19 protein-coding genes are annotated in these 14,631 nt (G+C 41.4%); 12 read left to right on the top strand and 7 right to left on the bottom strand.

Going from position 1 to position 14,631, the window contains the following annotated elements; genetic code table 11:
• Positions 1-128 precede the first annotated feature (128 nt).
• A complete protein-coding gene (locus B7E07_RS08000) occupies positions 129-335 on the bottom strand; it encodes a YqzH family protein (protein WP_080845330.1) in 207 nt (68 codons plus the stop codon).
• A gap of 186 nt (positions 336-521) precedes the next feature.
• On the opposite strand from B7E07_RS08000, the gene B7E07_RS08005 reads away from it, so the two are divergent.
• The gene (locus B7E07_RS08005; protein ID WP_080845334.1) at positions 522-1,781 is read left to right on the top strand and encodes a Y-family DNA polymerase; all 1,260 of its coding nucleotides are present in this window, start codon (positions 522-524) and stop codon (positions 1,779-1,781) included.
• A 21-nt stretch (positions 1,782-1,802) separates the two neighbouring features.
• Positions 1,803-2,132, top strand: coding sequence for a YolD-like family protein (locus tag B7E07_RS08010; protein ID WP_080845336.1), 330 nt, complete (start codon positions 1,803-1,805; stop codon positions 2,130-2,132).
• An 87-nt stretch (positions 2,133-2,219) separates the two neighbouring features.
• Here B7E07_RS08010 and B7E07_RS08015 read toward each other — a convergent pair whose 3' ends face one another.
• Entirely contained in the window at positions 2,220-2,438 is a 219-nt protein-coding gene (locus B7E07_RS08015) for a CDGSH iron-sulfur domain-containing protein (RefSeq protein ID WP_080845337.1), read from the bottom strand.
• A gap of 132 nt (positions 2,439-2,570) precedes the next feature.
• On the opposite strand from B7E07_RS08015, the gene B7E07_RS08020 reads away from it, so the two are divergent.
• Positions 2,571-2,909, top strand: coding sequence for an iron-sulfur cluster biosynthesis family protein (locus tag B7E07_RS08020; protein WP_080845338.1), 339 nt, complete (start codon positions 2,571-2,573; stop codon positions 2,907-2,909).
• A gap of 94 nt (positions 2,910-3,003) precedes the next feature.
• On the opposite strand, the gene B7E07_RS08025 is transcribed toward B7E07_RS08020, so the two are convergent.
• The 3 genes from B7E07_RS08025 to B7E07_RS08030 form a co-directional block, all read right to left on the bottom strand.
• Positions 3,004-3,951, bottom strand: a complete 948-nt coding sequence (locus tag B7E07_RS08025; protein WP_080845340.1) for an alpha/beta hydrolase — start codon at positions 3,949-3,951, stop codon at positions 3,004-3,006.
• Between the two features lie 486 nt (positions 3,952-4,437).
• Positions 4,438-4,569, bottom strand: a complete 132-nt coding sequence (locus tag B7E07_RS24410) for a hypothetical protein (protein ID WP_257297433.1) — start codon at positions 4,567-4,569, stop codon at positions 4,438-4,440.
• Between the two features lie 77 nt (positions 4,570-4,646).
• Positions 4,647-5,546 (bottom strand): hydroxymethylglutaryl-CoA lyase, encoded by a 900-nt coding sequence (locus B7E07_RS08030; RefSeq protein WP_080845341.1) that lies wholly within the window; start codon positions 5,544-5,546, stop codon positions 4,647-4,649.
• Positions 5,547-5,805: 259 nt separating this feature from the next.
• Here B7E07_RS08030 and B7E07_RS08035 point away from each other — a divergent pair, with 259 nt between their 5' ends.
• The 3 genes from B7E07_RS08035 to B7E07_RS08045 all read left to right on the top strand — a co-directional run bounded on the left by B7E07_RS08035 (position 5,806) and on the right by B7E07_RS08045 (position 7,499).
• The gene (locus B7E07_RS08035) at positions 5,806-6,495 is read left to right on the top strand and encodes a CoA transferase subunit A (protein ID WP_080845343.1); all 690 of its coding nucleotides are present in this window, start codon (positions 5,806-5,808) and stop codon (positions 6,493-6,495) included.
• Between the two features lie 19 nt (positions 6,496-6,514).
• On the top strand, positions 6,515-7,183 hold the full coding sequence (locus B7E07_RS08040) for a CoA transferase subunit B (RefSeq protein WP_080845344.1): 669 nt from the start codon (positions 6,515-6,517) through the stop codon (positions 7,181-7,183).
• 73 nt (positions 7,184-7,256) lie between these two features.
• Positions 7,257-7,499, top strand: a complete 243-nt coding sequence (locus B7E07_RS08045; RefSeq protein ID WP_066451526.1) for a YqkE family protein — start codon at positions 7,257-7,259, stop codon at positions 7,497-7,499.
• Positions 7,500-7,549: 50 nt separating this feature from the next.
• Here the strand turns inward: B7E07_RS08045 and B7E07_RS08050 are convergent, their stop codons facing one another.
• The gene (locus tag B7E07_RS08050) at positions 7,550-8,455 is read right to left on the bottom strand and encodes an aldo/keto reductase (RefSeq protein WP_080849143.1); all 906 of its coding nucleotides are present in this window, start codon (positions 8,453-8,455) and stop codon (positions 7,550-7,552) included.
• A 763-nt stretch (positions 8,456-9,218) separates the two neighbouring features.
• On the opposite strand from B7E07_RS08050, the gene B7E07_RS08055 reads away from it, so the two are divergent.
• Both B7E07_RS08055 and B7E07_RS23575 read left to right on the top strand, forming a co-directional pair.
• Positions 9,219-9,776: an NUDIX domain-containing protein gene (locus B7E07_RS08055; protein ID WP_080845346.1), complete on the top strand. Its 558-nt coding sequence runs from the start codon at positions 9,219-9,221 to the stop codon at positions 9,774-9,776.
• Complete coding sequence (locus tag B7E07_RS23575) at positions 9,773-10,936, top strand: endonuclease Q family protein (protein ID WP_080845350.1); 1,164 nt, start codon at positions 9,773-9,775, stop codon at positions 10,934-10,936. The genes B7E07_RS08055 and B7E07_RS23575 overlap by 4 nt, the downstream gene beginning before the upstream one ends.
• A 78-nt stretch (positions 10,937-11,014) precedes the next feature.
• On the opposite strand, the gene B7E07_RS08065 is transcribed toward B7E07_RS23575, so the two are convergent.
• Positions 11,015-11,578 (bottom strand): GNAT family N-acetyltransferase, encoded by a 564-nt coding sequence (locus B7E07_RS08065; RefSeq protein WP_080845354.1) that lies wholly within the window; start codon positions 11,576-11,578, stop codon positions 11,015-11,017.
• 146 nt (positions 11,579-11,724) lie between these two features.
• Here B7E07_RS08065 and spoIIM point away from each other — a divergent pair, with 146 nt between their 5' ends.
• The 4 genes from spoIIM (at position 11,725) to xerD (ending at position 14,378) form a co-directional block, all read left to right on the top strand.
• Positions 11,725-12,366, top strand: a complete 642-nt coding sequence (gene spoIIM, locus B7E07_RS08070; RefSeq protein ID WP_080845357.1) for a stage II sporulation protein M — start codon at positions 11,725-11,727, stop codon at positions 12,364-12,366.
• A 216-nt stretch (positions 12,367-12,582) separates the two neighbouring features.
• A complete protein-coding gene (gene fur / locus B7E07_RS08075) occupies positions 12,583-13,053 on the top strand; it encodes a ferric iron uptake transcriptional regulator (RefSeq protein WP_080845359.1) in 471 nt (156 codons plus the stop codon).
• 196 nt (positions 13,054-13,249) lie between these two features.
• A complete protein-coding gene (locus B7E07_RS08080; protein ID WP_080845363.1) occupies positions 13,250-13,477 on the top strand; it encodes a YqzK family protein in 228 nt (75 codons plus the stop codon).
• A 7-nt stretch (positions 13,478-13,484) separates the two neighbouring features.
• Positions 13,485-14,378 carry a site-specific tyrosine recombinase XerD gene (gene xerD, locus B7E07_RS08085; RefSeq protein ID WP_080845367.1) on the top strand — a complete coding sequence of 298 codons (894 nt, stop codon included), beginning with the start codon at positions 13,485-13,487 and terminating at the stop codon, positions 14,376-14,378.
• Positions 14,379-14,631 lie beyond the last annotated feature (253 nt).

A 14,631-nucleotide genomic window follows, 5' to 3' on the forward strand; every position in this document is an offset into this window, starting at 1 on the left:
AGCGCAGGTGGAACGGGCTTGTTTAAACAATCAAACCACGGCATTGAATTTTCGTGTTGTAGAAATATTATTTTAGTATTGTCTCAGTCGCTATTTTGTTAAAAACCCACGTTAAAATGCAGCAGATTTTAAAAATACGGCGAACCCGTCACATATCCATACACAATATCGCTGACAATATCATACAAATCCGTTTCAGGCTCCTCTTGTTTTACTATCATTACCTTCTCATAAATTTCCGTAAATTCTGTGCTCTCGCAGGAAATTGAATCCTTCTCCCAGTTATATTGTCCAAGGCAGCTTTGCACCATTTTATATACATACCGTCTCTCCATTTTCATGTCACCTCTTGTCTATTATAACGGCTTTCTGTCTGGCAGCAGAGGGGGATATAAGAAATTCGTCGTAAAATTTCCATTGAAAACGAACGTATATTCGCTTATCATAATGGGTATATATAAACAGAACGAATGTTCGTTTCGGCGATATATTGTAAGTGTAAGCAAGGTGGAGGGACCTCTATGGTGGATTATCGTTCATTGCCGCAAGGGCAAATCTTATGCATTGATATGAAGAGCTTTTATGCAAGCTGTACGGCTGTCATGCTGGGGCTTGACCCGCTGAACTGCTATCTCGTCATTGCCGGCAACCATGAGCGCAAGGGAAGTGTTGTACTTGCAGCATCTCCAAAGGTCAAGAAGGAATTCGGCATCAAGACGGGTTCGAGACTTTTTGAAGTTCCGAACGATCCGCGCATCAGGATTGAAGAGCCGAAGATGGCAACGTACCTGCGGGTTTCGACTGAAATTACGCGTGTATTTAACCGTTATGTCCCAAAGGAGGACATTCATACGTACAGTGTGGATGAAAGCTTTTTAAAAGTTGACAGTGCATTGCATCTATGGGGAGATGCAATGACGATTGCCAAAAAGATCAAGGATGACATTGAACGGGAATTTCAGCTACCATCGGCGATAGGCATTGGTCCCAACATGCTGATGGCAAAGCTATGCCTTGATCTCGAAGCAAAAGGCAAAGGCATAGCAGAGTGGACATACGATGATGTGCAAACGAAGCTTTGGAATGTTTCTCCTTTAAGAGAGATGTGGGGAATTGGCCGTCAAGTAGAAAAAACACTGAACAGCATGGGGATTTTTTCGGTTGGACAGCTGGCTCGCTATGATCTGAAAAAGCTTGAGAAGAAATTTGGGATTATGGGCAATCAGCTTTATTTCCATGCATGGGGTGTGGATTTGTCTGAGATTGGGGCTCCGATTATGGAAGGGCAGATTAGCTTTGGCAAAGGTCAAATTTTATTAAGAGATTATAAAGAAGAGCATGAAATTAAAAATGTGATACTGGAAATGTGCGAAGAAGTAACAAGGCGGGCGCGCGCACACCATAAAACAGCCCGGACGATCAGCTTTGGGCTTAGCTATAGCAAGGATGAACTGGGAGGAGGCTTTTATCGTTCAAAAACGATTGAGCGGCCGACAAATATCACGATGGATGTTTATCATGTTTGTCTGGAGTTATTTCAGCAGTTTTATGAAGGGAAAACGGTGCGGAAGATTACGATGTCACTAAGCAATATTGAGGATGATCATGAGCTGCAGCTGAGCTTATTTGATTTGGATGAATGGCGCAGAAAAAAGCTTGGCTACACAATGGATGGGATCCGCAGGCGCTTTGGATCGGCTTCTCTTCTTCGGGCGGTTTCCTATACAGAGGCTGGCACAGCAAGGCATCGCGCCAAACTCGTAGGCGGGCATAAAATGTAACAAGGACAAGGGGTGTTTGACATGATTCGGGATCGGGGAAGAATTAAATGGACAGCCATGATGCTGCCAGAACATGTGAAGATGCTGCGTGACTGGGCAGAAGAGGATCAATACGAACAAAAGAAAGAGCTTGATGAACAGGAAGTGGAAAGGCTGAATGAAGTGCTGGCGGAAGCGATGGAATTTCACAGCTGCGTGGTCATCACGCATTATTGTCGCCAAAAGTATGAGCTGACGATGGGAACCATCCACTTTTGGGATGAAATGAACAAACGCCTTCACATTGCTGACCGGTTTCATGAAATTCACCGCATCGATTTAGGCAGTGTAGTAGATGTGCGACTAGCTTAAGACAATATATTAGCTGCCTGTCGTATGAAAAAATGAAAAATGCATATGCCATCAGGAAGAATACTGAAAACATATGCATGTGGAATCTTATTCTTCGGAACTCTCTGGCTTTGGCGCCCGAACGACAGATTCAAATTTACCTTTATGGCTTCCGTCACAAAACGGAGCTTTTGCGCTTAACCCGCAGCGGCAAAGCGAAAATGCTGGCTTTGTTTCAAACGGATTTCCTTCTGCATCAATTAGCTCGACATCACCAGAAATGCGAAGTGATCCATTATCATTTACTTTAATTTGTACTTTTGACATGCTCTCAATCCCCCTCGTGACTATGGTATAAGGAAGAGAGCTAGAAAGCAACAGGCAAAAGCAAAATAGCAGAAGAAGCGGCAAGAAATATGTTAAAATAACATACTAAGCCATGAAAGGAGAGAAGTATTCATGGAAATAAAGATTACAGAAGCAGCAGCTGTTAAATTAAACGAACGGCTACAGGGAAAAGAAGGATATTTGAAACTGAAATATGATACAGAGGGATGCGGCTGTGTTGTCAGCGGTGTGGCAGCATTATGGCTTGTAGACGAACTCGATAGTGATGATCTTGAGGTTGTAACTTCTTCAGGCAGTATATATATAGAAAAGTCTAAAATCGTCTTTCTTGATGAAAAGCTCATTATTGACTTTTCTGAAGCAGCGAACTGTTTTCAGCTAAAAAGTCCTAATCAGTATTTAAACCCGCGCATGAGTCTGATTGATCAAACGAAAAAAGCAAGTGTATAAAGAAACGGCATGAAGAGCTTGTATGATAAGTGTCTTCATGCCGTTTTTTTCAACTTAGAGCAGTACCTAGATCCAGGGCTTTTTATATATTGAGCTAAGAGCTGCTGGGCACTGGTTCCACATGCTCATTTTTTGCATCAACATACTCATCCAAAAATTCATCAATGACACGCTCATAGTCTTCCTTATTCTCATTGTACGATTGAGCATGAATGCCGTTTGTCGCCAAATAGAGCTTTTTTGGACCTTGTTTGCGCTGAAAAAGTTCTTCGGTCATTGTTGGCAGGATAAAATCATCCAATTGGCTGTGTATAAAAAGAATGGGCTTTTGAATATTTTCAATTACCGATATTGGAGATACAGCTTTTATTGAATAACGCTGGCGCACTCGAATGAATAGGTCAGCGAGCGGGATGAGCAATTTCGGCGGCAGCAGCTTCATTTCCGTTTTCAGTCTATGAGAAAGCTGTTCCTCAAAGTCAGAAAAAGGGCAATCAGCGATATAAAAGTCCGCCCCATCCTCAAGCATCCCCGCATATAGCAGCATGGTCGCAGCTCCCATCGATTCACCATGAATGCCAATTTGAACCTCTGCACCTTTTTCCGCTTTCAGCCACTGCACAACAGCCTGAAGATCGAACTTTTCATAATGCCCATAGCTCGTTGTTTTTCCTCCTGATTCACCGTGGCGGCGATGATCATAAATGACCGCATTATAGCCGCGCTTCAGAAAGATATTCATATACTTAACCGAGTTCATTTTGTTTTCGGTTACTCCGTGCGCAATAATAATGTATTTATTCTGGTCATGAGGTTCCGCAATAATCGTTTTTAGAGGATATCCAAAAGGAGAGGGAATGGAAACTTCTCTTTTAGGAAGATTTTCGAAAGCAAGGGGATCGAATCGGCCAGCCTCTTTTTCGCGATTTAAAATAAAGGCGTCATCCTTCTTCTTCATATACATCAGGCGATTAGAAAAATAAACCCCTAGAGTAGTCAAAAAGAGAATGAAAGAAAGTAAAAAACGGAGAAGTCTTCTCATGTTCATTTCTCCTTTAATGTTTTTTCTTTTATTTTACCATTAACGGAAAAAAATAAACTATCAGTTAGCCTAAAAATGTAAAATTACACAATTTATCTAATTGAAAAACGTATGTGATCTCTTCACATATAGTCTTATGCAGAGGGAAAACAGATATGTAGAAGAGGAAAAAACTTAACATAAATTTATGCTTGATCGGAAGAAAGGAACGTTTGATAGGAAAGCGGTTTTATTTGATAGGAAAATGAAAATTTTTGATAGGAAAGCGGTTTTATTTGATAGGAAAATGAAAATTTTTGATAGGAAAGCGGTTTTATTTGATAGAAAAACGAAAAATTTTGATAGGAACCAGGCTGAATAACTGGGGAGGAACTGGAGAAGTACATAGTAGTACCATTTTAAGTGAGGTGTAGAAGCAAGGGTAGCATCATAAATGATAAAAAAGCCGTCTGCTAAAGCAGCGGCCCTAACTTGTTAAAGAACAAATCACTGTTGTGAATTTTGTCTTTTGGTGGGATGAATTGCCTTTTCTAATTCTTCAGCGGCTATTGTGTTATTGACTGTATCGCTGTTTGGTTTTCCTTTTTGGCTGTTTCCTTTATCGCGCTTTTGGCTCATTTCACAAGCTCCTTCCTAAAAATAAGATCACTTTTAAGATGGATCAAATAGGAATGAGCTATTCACAAAAGAAAAAGTTAATACGACTGCAATTGATAATACATGCTTTCAATCGGCCGTGACAGATAGGGCTTGACGGCATCAACAGCATGAAGCAGCTTATTCAAATCAATATGGGTTTGAATGCCCATTCGCTCGAGCATGTAGACAACATCTTCAGTGGCTGCATTTCCAGAAGCACCAGGTGCAAACGGGCAGCCGCCAAGACCGCCGGCAGATGTATCGAAGCGGCTGATGCCTGCCTGCAGGGCAGCGTAAATATTAGCGAGAGCCATTTTGCGGGTATCATGGAAATGAGCGGTCAATAATGTATTCGGAAACTCCTTGATCAGCATAGAAAAAAGCTGATAGGATTCTGAAGGAACGGCCATGCCAATTGTATCTGCCACACTAAGTTCATCAGCGCCAGCTTCAGCAAATTGGCGGCAAAGTTTTAGCGTGTCCTCTGGGGCAATTTTCCCCTCATATGGACAATAAAAGGCAGTAGAAATACAGGCGCGCACAAAATAGCCCTTTTCCTTTAATTCAGCGATCAGCGGAACAAGTTCGGACATGCTTTGTTCTGTTGTTTTGTTTATGTTTTTTTGATTAAACGAATTGCTGACCCCGACAAATACAGCAGCAGCCTTGCAGGATGTTTGATAGAGCCTGAGGATTCCCTTTGTATTTGGGACAAGGATGATCTCCCGCGTATGGTCTGTCAGACAGGAGAAGGCAATGTCATCAGCATCCTGCATTTGCGGCACCCACTTTGGAGAGACAAATGAAGTGATCTCCATTTCTGTAATGCCAGCCTCTTTTAATCTAGCAATAAATTCTTTTTTGACGTCTGTTGGAACAAACTCCTTTTCATTTTGTAAACCGTCCCGCGGGCCAACTTCAATAATTGTTACTTCGGCAGGAAGACTGTCCGTCATGTTTTCATCTCCTTTTTCATAAAGTAAAAAAGTAGTAAGTTTTTAGCATTGTTTATAGCGCATTTCTGCACTTATTAAGAAAGCGTTTTCTTTATTGTATGGCAGGCTTTTAATGAAATGCAAGAATAATAGGAATTTTGACAAAATAAGAGGATTATTGCAGTTTTTAACGAATTAATTAATGGATAAGGCTCTGCGCTAATTAAGAGAAGAAACAAAATGTAAGCGTTTACCCAATTGGAGAGAAAGGAGCAGAACTATGAAAAATATCTATAGCTCATTTAGTGATGCAGTAAAAGACATATATGACGGCGCCACCATTATGGTTGGAGGCTTCGGCTTATGCGGAATACCAGAAAATCTAATTCTTGCATTAATGGAGAAGGGTGTAAAAGATTTAACAGTAATCTCTAACAATTGCGGAGTTGATGATTGGGGACTTGGGCTGCTGTTAAAAAACAATCAAATCAAAAAGATGATCGGTTCCTATGTGGGAGAAAACAAAGAGTTTGAAAGACAGGTGCTGTCTGGGGAATTGCAGGTAGAATTGCTGCCGCAAGGGACGCTTGCTGAAAAAATCAGAGCAGGAGGAGCAGGCATTCCTGCTTTTTACACACCGGCAGGCGTTGGCACACCGATAGCAGAAGGAAAAGAAACAAAGGTCTTTAATGGCAAAGAATATTTACTTGAAGAGGCATTGAAAGCAGATTTCAGTTTAGTGCGGGCGTGGCACGGAGATAAAATGGGCAACTTGATCTATCGGAAAACGGCGCGCAACTTTAACCCTATGATTGCTGCCGCAGGGACAGTAACCATTGCGGAAGTGGAAGAGTTAAAGGAAATCGGTGAGCTGGATCCGAATAGCATTCACACACCAAGTATTTATGTACAGGGAATGATCCAAGGTACCCAAGAAAAACGGATTGAGCGTTTGACGGTAAGCAAATAAAGTGAAAGGAGTTGTACATATGAAGAACGATAAAGCAGCCATCCGTGAAAAAATTGCAAGAAGGGCAGAAAAGGAAATTAAAGACGGCTATTATGTAAACTTAGGGATTGGAATGCCGACATTAGTGGCAAATTATATCGGAGAAAATAAACAAGTGGTTCTTCAATCCGAGAACGGTTTACTTGGAATCGGGCCATATCCGCAAGCAGGCGGAGAGGATGCGGATTTAATCAATGCAGGGAAAGAAACCGTCACTGCAATCCCTGGTTCTTCTTATTTTGACAGTGCCGAATCATTTGCGATGATCCGCGGCGGACATGTCGATATTGCCATACTCGGCGGAATGGAGGTATCACAGGAAGGCGATCTTGCCAATTGGATGATCCCCGGAAAAATGATTAAAGGCATGGGTGGTGCAATGGATTTAGTGCATGGAGCCAATAACATCATTGTCATAATGGATCATGTGAATAAAAACGGAGAATCGAAAATCCTGAAAAAATGCACGCTGCCGCTGACGGGAAAGCAGGTCGTCAACCGAATTATCACCGAAATGGCTGTTATTGATGTGACAGAAACAGGCTTAAAGCTCGCCGAAGTGGCAAATGGCTATACAATTGAAGAGGTTGTGCAGGCAACAGAAGCGGAGTTACATGTAGATGACTCTGTTAAAACTGAAGCTTTTTAATTCAGATTTTAACATCGCCAAGAGACAAGTTTTTTGCTATAATGAGCAAAAAATTAAGCGGAGGATTCAAGCAATGAAGAGAAAACAGCAGCCGGCCCGTAAACAAGAAGATAAGCCCGTTACGCTCGGAGACATGTTAAACGAAAGCTTAATGGATCAGCTGAAAAATAAAAAGCAGGAACTTAAAGCAGAAGCCGATCAAAAGCGGGAAGAAGAAGAGCGCCGCAAGAAAGAAGAACGTAAACAGCGCGAAAAGAATAAAAGCTTTGAGGAGCTGCTTGGAGAAAGCAATATGAATTGGCGTGAATATAAGTAAAAAGCTTACAGAAAAGGTCACCTTATCAACATAAGATGACCTTTTTTCTATTACCTGTGTTCCGAATATCCGGTACTGCTTGTTAGTTGTTGAATCACTTTCAATTCTTCCAGTGATAGGGCAGGTTTGCGGACTGCGGCAGCATTTTGCTGAACTTGTTCAACCGAGCTTGCTCCGGCGATGACAGACGCGACCGCAGTCTGTGCTAAATTAAACTGCATAGCGATTTCACCTGGAGAGCGATCGCCAAGCTTCTCTTCAAGGCTCGGGATTAGCTGCTGTAAATCTTCATAGCTGTAGCTTAGATAGCCGTTTTTTTGTGCTTTGGCGAGGTTGCCGTTTAAGATTCCTTTTGCAAGTGGACCGCGTGTAACAACGCTTATTTTTTTCTGCTCTAAAAGGGGAAACGCCTGCTCCTCTGGACGGCGGTCAAGCATGCTGTATTGCATCATAACCGAGACGATATTTGATTTTTCCGCATATTCGCGAATCACATTTGGGCGAATGGAAGAGATGCCATAATAGCGGATGTAGCCTTCCGTTACAAGCTCCTCGAATGCTTCAATCGTTTCCTCTATATTGTCTTCGATTGTGCCGCCATGCAGCTGATACAAATCAATATAATCTGTCTGGAGCCTCTGCAGACTATGTTTGACTGCTTCCTTTATGTGTTTTTTGGAAGGATCCCAGCTCCAGCCATCTTTGTTTTCATTCCAGCGGTTCCCTGCTTTTGTCGCAATGATCACTTTATCGCGAACCGACTTTAAAGCTTGGCCGACAATCTTTTCATTTTCGCCAAAATCATATAAATCTGCTGTATCAACATAATTAATGCCGGCATCCAGAGCTGCTTCAATAATATTTTTCCCTTTGCTCAGATCTGTACCAAGCGACATGCAGCCTAAACCCAAAACGCTTGCATGAAGCTCAGAAGTGCCAATTTGTCTCTTCTCCATCATTCCACCACCAGTTTTTTCTTTTATTTTAACGGAGACAACCAAAGACGCCAAATCATAACACTTAACAAGAAAAGCGGAGGCGGCTCGCTCAGCTGCGACAAGCATAAGGCGAGCCAGCCGGAAGGTTGTTCTTTAACCTTTTGGCTGGATTGACTTATGACCTCGAGCAGCTAGCCGCCGGAGCTAGACAACAAGAAAAGCGGAAGGCGCTTGCCCAGGGACGACAAGCTTAAGACAAGATGGCTAGAAGGTTGTTCTTTAACCTTCTGGACAGATTGGCTTAAGACCTCGAGTCCCTAGCGCCTGTAGCTAGACAAAAAGAAAAGCGGAAGGCGCTTGCCCAGGGACGACAAGCTTAAGACAAGATGGCTAGAAGGTTGTTCTTTAACCTTCTGGACAGATTGGCTTAAGATCTCGAGTCCCTAGCGCCTGTAGCTAGACAAAAAGAAAAGCGGAAGGCGCTTGCCCAGGGACGACAAGCTTAAGACAAGATGACTAGAAGGTTGTTCTTTAACCTTCTGGACAGATTGGCTTAAGACCTCGATTCCCTAGCGCCTGTAGCTGGACAACAAGAAAAGCGGAAGGCGGCTCGCCCTTAAAAGTAACGCAGTCTTCGCCACGTCCTATGGGCAAGCTTAAAGCGAAATGAGCCACACGTCGAAACTTTCTGCTGCGTTACTCATTCATACTTTCTGATAGTATAAAAAAATGGGTATGATAAAATAGAGCAGGTAATGTACATACAAGGGAGTGTCAGGGAATGAGCAGTCTTGAAGAAAAAACAATAAAAACAGAATCTATTTTTAAAGGGAGAATCATTAGTCTGCAAGTTGATGATGTAGAACTTCCTAATGGCAAGCATGCAAAAAGAGAACTAATTAAGCACCCTGGTGCGGTTGCTGTTTTAGCAGTGACAGATGAACAGAAAATCATCATGGTTGAGCAATATCGTAAAGCACTTGAAAAAACGATTGTAGAAATCCCGGCAGGCAAGCTTGAACAGGGAGAAGATCCACAAGAATGCGCGAAAAGAGAACTGGAGGAAGAAACAGGGTATGAAGCGGCGGAATGGTCCCTATTAACCTCTTTCTATACTTCACCGGGATTTGCGGATGAAATTGTTCATTTATACATAGCGAAAGGTCTTACCCAAAAAGAAAACAGTGCAGAACTAGATGAAGATGAATTTGTGAATCTAATGGAATTAACACTGGCCGAAGCAGAGCAGCTTGTGAATGAGCAGAGAATCTATGATGCCAAGACGGCTTATGCTGTATTATATTTAAAGCTTCAAGAGGCCCTGAAAGCATCGAAATGAGAAATTATTATGCCGACTTGCATATTCACATCGGAAGAACCTATACAGGGAAGCCGGTCAAAATTACAGGCTCAAAATCGCTGACCTTTTCAAATATTATTGATCATGCCCGTGATGAAAAAGGGTTACATATGATCGGTATTATTGATTGTCATTCACCGGAAGTGATTCAAGAGATGGAGATGCTGATTGCTGCTGGGGAGATGGCTGAAACAAAAGAAGGCGGATTAGATTATGGTGATTTAACGATTATTCCTGGCTCTGAGATCGAAATTTATGATGAAAACTGTAAAGGCCCTATTCATGTTCTATGTTATTTTCCTGGAATAATGGAAATGAAGAGTTTTTCGCATTGGTTATCACAGCATTTAAAGAATATTACACTCAGCTCCCAGCGAATTTATGCTGACGGAAAAGTACTGCAGCAAAAAGTAAAGGACCTTGGTGGCTTATTTGTGCCAGCCCATGTGTTTACCCCTTTTAAAAGCCTGTTTGGAAAAGGAGTTCACAAAAGCTTAACAGAAGTATTTGATCCGAATTTAATAGATGGAATTGAATTGGGTTTGAGTTCAAATACGCAAATGGCAGACCAAATAGAAGAACTGCATCGTTACTCTTTTTTAACGAATTCTGATGCTCATTCATTAAGTAAAATTGCACGCGAGTATCAAACCCTTTATCTGCAGCATCCATCGTTTCAAGAATTGAAAAAGGCTCTCCATAGGGAGGAAGGGCGGAAAATTGCCGCTAATTACGGCTTGGATCCATTACTTGGAAAGTATCATGAAACCGTATGTGCTTCCTGTTCAACACGGTGGCAAAGCGCACAGGATACTTGTTCGAATTGCGGACACCATGCATTTGTAAAAGGTGTGGCCGAGCGGATCCTAGAACTGAAAACAGCCGAAGCGGGTATAGCAGACAGACCACCATATATTCATCAGATCCCGCTTGAGTTTGTACCAGGCTTGGGGCCGAAAATGCTTGAAAAACTTTTAAATCATTTCGGAACAGAAATGAATGTGCTGCATCATGTTTCAGAGGAGCAGCTGGGACAAGTCATCCCGGAAAAAATAGCAAATCTGATCGCAAAGGCACGGATTGGAAAGCTGTCGCTTGCTGCAGGCGGCGGCGGAAAATACGGGAAAATCTCAGAATGAAAATTCCGGCGCGGAGAGCAGCCGGAATTTTTTTGTTTTATTCATGTAAACTATTATTCCTCGCAACCTCGCAGTCTTCTACTCTTTTACCTTCGCAAACACACATGTATTACGCAATTGTGTCCCATCTGCACTCAGCGAATCCTTGCGGAGAATGCCTTCAAGCTTAAAGCCGAGCCGTTCAGGAATCTTCCTGCTGGCTATGTTAAGTGTGTCGCAGCGAATTTCCACTCGATTCGCGTTAAGCTCCTCAAACGCAAAAGCGGTGAGTCCTTTTACAGCTTCAGTCAAATAACCTCTCTTTGTCCAGCGCGTATCGCACCAATAGCCAATTTCAAATTTCCTCACTTCCCATGATATGCGGTGTAATCCTATTGAACCAATGAATGTTTGATCTTCTTTTCTAAAAATATGGAGCCTAATATCCTCTTTCCTAATAAATTGAGCATAAGATTTGCGTATATTTTCCTCTGTTTCTTCAAGCGTTTGCTGTTTTTGAGCGAATGGAAACCAAGGTTTGAACTCCTCTAATGAATGCTGAATAGCTTCATAGGTTACTTGCCCATCTCCAGGCAGACACGGACGAATCAGCAGCCGTTCAGTTTCAATTTTTTCCGGAAAATCAAATAATATTGGATTCATGGAGTATCCCTCCCAAGTAAATTGATAATATTATAGGCGCAATTCGGCTGATCTTCAATAACTTTCTGGAAATTAAATGAAATAGTTCTGACTCCATTTGGACAGGCATACAATGGAGTAACTGAATATGTACAGGAGGATTAGCAATGAAGAAAAAAATGTACCAGAACGTCGCCGCAACCCATTTTCGTGAGCATTCCTCGATCTATTTATTTGTGATTGTCTTGTTTTTTATGGGCGTTATTTTTGGAGCTATTGTTGTGAATAGCTTAAGCTTTACTCAAAAGGAAGATTTATTTTATTACTTATCGCAATTTTTCGGGCAAGTATCAACCGAAGAAGTTGCTTCTTCTAATGATTTGTTTAAACAAAGCTTGCTTCATAATGCTAAATATATAGGACTGATTTGGCTTTTAGGCATTTCGATTATCGGCTTGCCTGTTATTCTAATTATGTTATTTATAAAAGGAATGGTTGTAGGCTTTACTGTTGGATTTCTAGTTAATCAGATGGCATGGGATGGGTTCCTCTTGTCGTTTGTTTCCATCCTGCCGCAAAACTTAGTCATTATTCCGGTGTTCATTATTGCTGCCACACTTGCCGTTGCCTTTTCGTTAAAGATGATCAAAAAGCAATTTATGAAAAGGATGGGCGACCCTATGCTTCCTTTATTCGGACGTTATGTCGCAGCGTTTGCCATCGCTTTAATCTTCATAGCAGCTGCAGCTGGCGTTGAAGCATTTATATCACCGCCATTAATGAAATCCGTTATACAGTCGATCCAATAAAATAATGGAAGGTGAAAACCAAGGTACGATCGTAATCTTGGTTTTTTCCTTATCAGTGCCTAAGGGAAGCTCTGACCTGCTGGTCGATCATTCTCATTTTGTTCACACATATTACATAATAATCATTCTAAAAAGTTATTTGTAATTATTTTATTTTGACACGATGTGGTGATCTGTTATAATGAGAATGTTAGCGGCAAGGGAGGGACTTTCGGTATGGAAAGCAGAATTGATAGAATAAAAAAACAGTTGCATTCATCCAGCTACAAGCTTACTCCGCAGCGTGAGGCTACTGTAAGTGTACTGCTGGAACATGAAGAGGATCATTTAAGCGCGGAAGATGTCTACCTCCTTGTAAAAGAGAAGTCGCCTGAAATTGGTTTAGCAACTGTATATAGAACACTTGAATTACTAACAGAATTAAAAATAGTGGACAAAATTAATTTTGGTGATGGCGTATCCAGATATGATCTACGTCAAGAAGGCGCTGCGCATTTCCATCACCATTTAGTATGTATAGAATGTGGTGCGGTCGATGAAATTCAAGAGGACCTTCTTGAAGATGTAGAAGAAGTGGTCGAGAGACGCTGGAACTTTAAAATTAAAGATCATCGTTTAACCTTCCATGGAATTTGCTACCGATGCCAGGATAAAGACAACGAGGAAGAAACGAAAACTGAAGAGTAACACTTTAACCTTTTCTTATTAAAAGAAAGGGTTTTTTTGTGTCTTTCATCACCGAATTATCTGATCTCACTCTCCAAATTTATAGGAACTGAGACTAACCGTTTAAATATCCAAACGGAATTTTCATCTTAGGTATATTTCTTGTCCAATTTGGCATATCTTTTACTAATATGCAACAGGCTTGGAGGATTTATATATGAGATCGGGAATGAAAATGATTTTTCAGACAACAAAAGTATTTGTGCTGTTTACAGGCTGCACAATTCTTTTCTATTACGGAATTATGTGGTTAAATGAAGAATATCAGGACTATCATCGCTATGATGAGCCCGATGGAGCGGCTGTCAAAGTCTCATCAAGCGGGGAGGAGCATGACAGCAATTTCTTGGATAGGTTATTTCTTTTCTATCTAAATGGGGAGTAATGAAAGAATGGAAGATCAGTTAAAGGACTTTGTGCACTATTTGGTAGTGGAGAAGGGGCTTGCACAAAATACGATTGTATCATATGAAAGAGACTTAAAGTTTTATATTCGCTTTTTAAGAGAAGACGAGAAAGCGGCATCTTGGCATGATGTGCAGCGTGCGCAAATTATTCAGTTTTTAGGATCTCTGAAAAAAGAAGGGAAATCGTCTAAAACATTAGCGAGACATATCGCCTCGATTCGCGCATTTCATCAATTTTTATTGCGTGAGCGAGTTGCAGAGCATGATCCGTCCGTTCATATTGAATCGCCGCAGCAGGAAAAATCATTGCCGAAGGTGTTAAATATGGCAGATGTAGAAACACTATTGGATTCGCCAAAATCAAACAATCATTATGGATTGCGGGATAAAGCCATGCTTGAACTTTTATATGCAACTGGAATCCGTGTCAGTGAATTAATTGGGCTAAATCAGGAAGATGTTCATTTAACAATGGGATTTGTCAGATGCATCGGAAAAGGAAATAAAGAGAGGATTATTCCGCTTGGGCGCACAGCGGCTAAAGCACTTGATGATTACCTCCAAAAGGGAAGACCCGTGTTTGTATCCAAAAAACACCGAGATGATGCCTTATTTTTAAATCACCATGGCAAGAGGCTGTCAAGGCAGGGATTCTGGAAGATCCTAAAAGGATTGGCACGAGAGGCAGGAATTCAAAAAGACTTGACGCCGCACACGCTCCGGCATTCGTTTGCAACCCATCTTTTAGAAAATGGAGCGGATCTTAGAGCTGTTCAGGAAATGCTTGGGCATGCAGATATATCAACAACGCAAATCTATACACATGTAACCAAAACCAGATTGAAGGATGTCTATAGCCAGTTTCATCCGAGAGCTTAATAAATTTTTTACAATGCTGCCTGGAAAAATAGGCAGCTTTTTCTTGTTTTTTTATGATTATTCGTTACAATAGAGATGTCAGACTTCTGACGTATGAATATGTGTATTCAAAGTTGATAAGGGTAATATAAGATTAAGATATTTTTTGCACTTTAAGAAATTAGCAGCACTGCTGCACCAGTTACTTTACAATAGGGTGCAACTAAGCGACTGGCTTTTAAGGCGTTATTTAAATAGGATGTTTTTGTAAGGG

Source organism: Cytobacillus gottheilii (genome assembly GCF_900166665.1).
Taxonomy (GTDB): Bacteria; Bacillota; Bacilli; order Bacillales; family Cytobacillaceae; genus Cytobacillus; species Cytobacillus gottheilii_A.

Coding starts and splice junctions, on each gene's coding strand:
- B7E07_RS08000 (WP_080845330.1), bottom strand. CDS start 335: ATGGAGAGACGGTATGTATATAAAATGGTGCAAAGCTGCCTTGGACAA.
- B7E07_RS08005 (WP_080845334.1), top strand. CDS start 522: ATGGTGGATTATCGTTCATTGCCGCAAGGGCAAATCTTATGCATTGAT.
- B7E07_RS08010 (WP_080845336.1), top strand. CDS start 1,803: ATGATTCGGGATCGGGGAAGAATTAAATGGACAGCCATGATGCTGCCA.
- B7E07_RS08015 (WP_080845337.1), bottom strand. CDS start 2,438: ATGTCAAAAGTACAAATTAAAGTAAATGATAATGGATCACTTCGCATT.
- B7E07_RS08020 (WP_080845338.1), top strand. CDS start 2,571: ATGGAAATAAAGATTACAGAAGCAGCAGCTGTTAAATTAAACGAACGG.
- B7E07_RS08025 (WP_080845340.1), bottom strand. CDS start 3,951: ATGAGAAGACTTCTCCGTTTTTTACTTTCTTTCATTCTCTTTTTGACT.
- B7E07_RS24410 (WP_257297433.1), bottom strand. CDS start 4,569: ATGAGCCAAAAGCGCGATAAAGGAAACAGCCAAAAAGGAAAACCAAAC.
- B7E07_RS08030 (WP_080845341.1), bottom strand. CDS start 5,546: ATGACGGACAGTCTTCCTGCCGAAGTAACAATTATTGAAGTTGGCCCG.
- B7E07_RS08035 (WP_080845343.1), top strand. CDS start 5,806: ATGAAAAATATCTATAGCTCATTTAGTGATGCAGTAAAAGACATATAT.
- B7E07_RS08040 (WP_080845344.1), top strand. CDS start 6,515: ATGAAGAACGATAAAGCAGCCATCCGTGAAAAAATTGCAAGAAGGGCA.
- B7E07_RS08045 (WP_066451526.1), top strand. CDS start 7,257: ATGAAGAGAAAACAGCAGCCGGCCCGTAAACAAGAAGATAAGCCCGTT.
- B7E07_RS08050 (WP_080849143.1), bottom strand. CDS start 8,455: ATGGAGAAGAGACAAATTGGCACTTCTGAGCTTCATGCAAGCGTTTTG.
- B7E07_RS08055 (WP_080845346.1), top strand. CDS start 9,219: ATGAGCAGTCTTGAAGAAAAAACAATAAAAACAGAATCTATTTTTAAA.
- B7E07_RS23575 (WP_080845350.1), top strand. CDS start 9,773: ATGAGAAATTATTATGCCGACTTGCATATTCACATCGGAAGAACCTAT.
- B7E07_RS08065 (WP_080845354.1), bottom strand. CDS start 11,578: ATGAATCCAATATTATTTGATTTTCCGGAAAAAATTGAAACTGAACGG.
- spoIIM (WP_080845357.1), top strand. CDS start 11,725: ATGAAGAAAAAAATGTACCAGAACGTCGCCGCAACCCATTTTCGTGAG.
- fur (WP_080845359.1), top strand. CDS start 12,583: ATGGAAAGCAGAATTGATAGAATAAAAAAACAGTTGCATTCATCCAGC.
- B7E07_RS08080 (WP_080845363.1), top strand. CDS start 13,250: ATGAGATCGGGAATGAAAATGATTTTTCAGACAACAAAAGTATTTGTG.
- xerD (WP_080845367.1), top strand. CDS start 13,485: ATGGAAGATCAGTTAAAGGACTTTGTGCACTATTTGGTAGTGGAGAAG.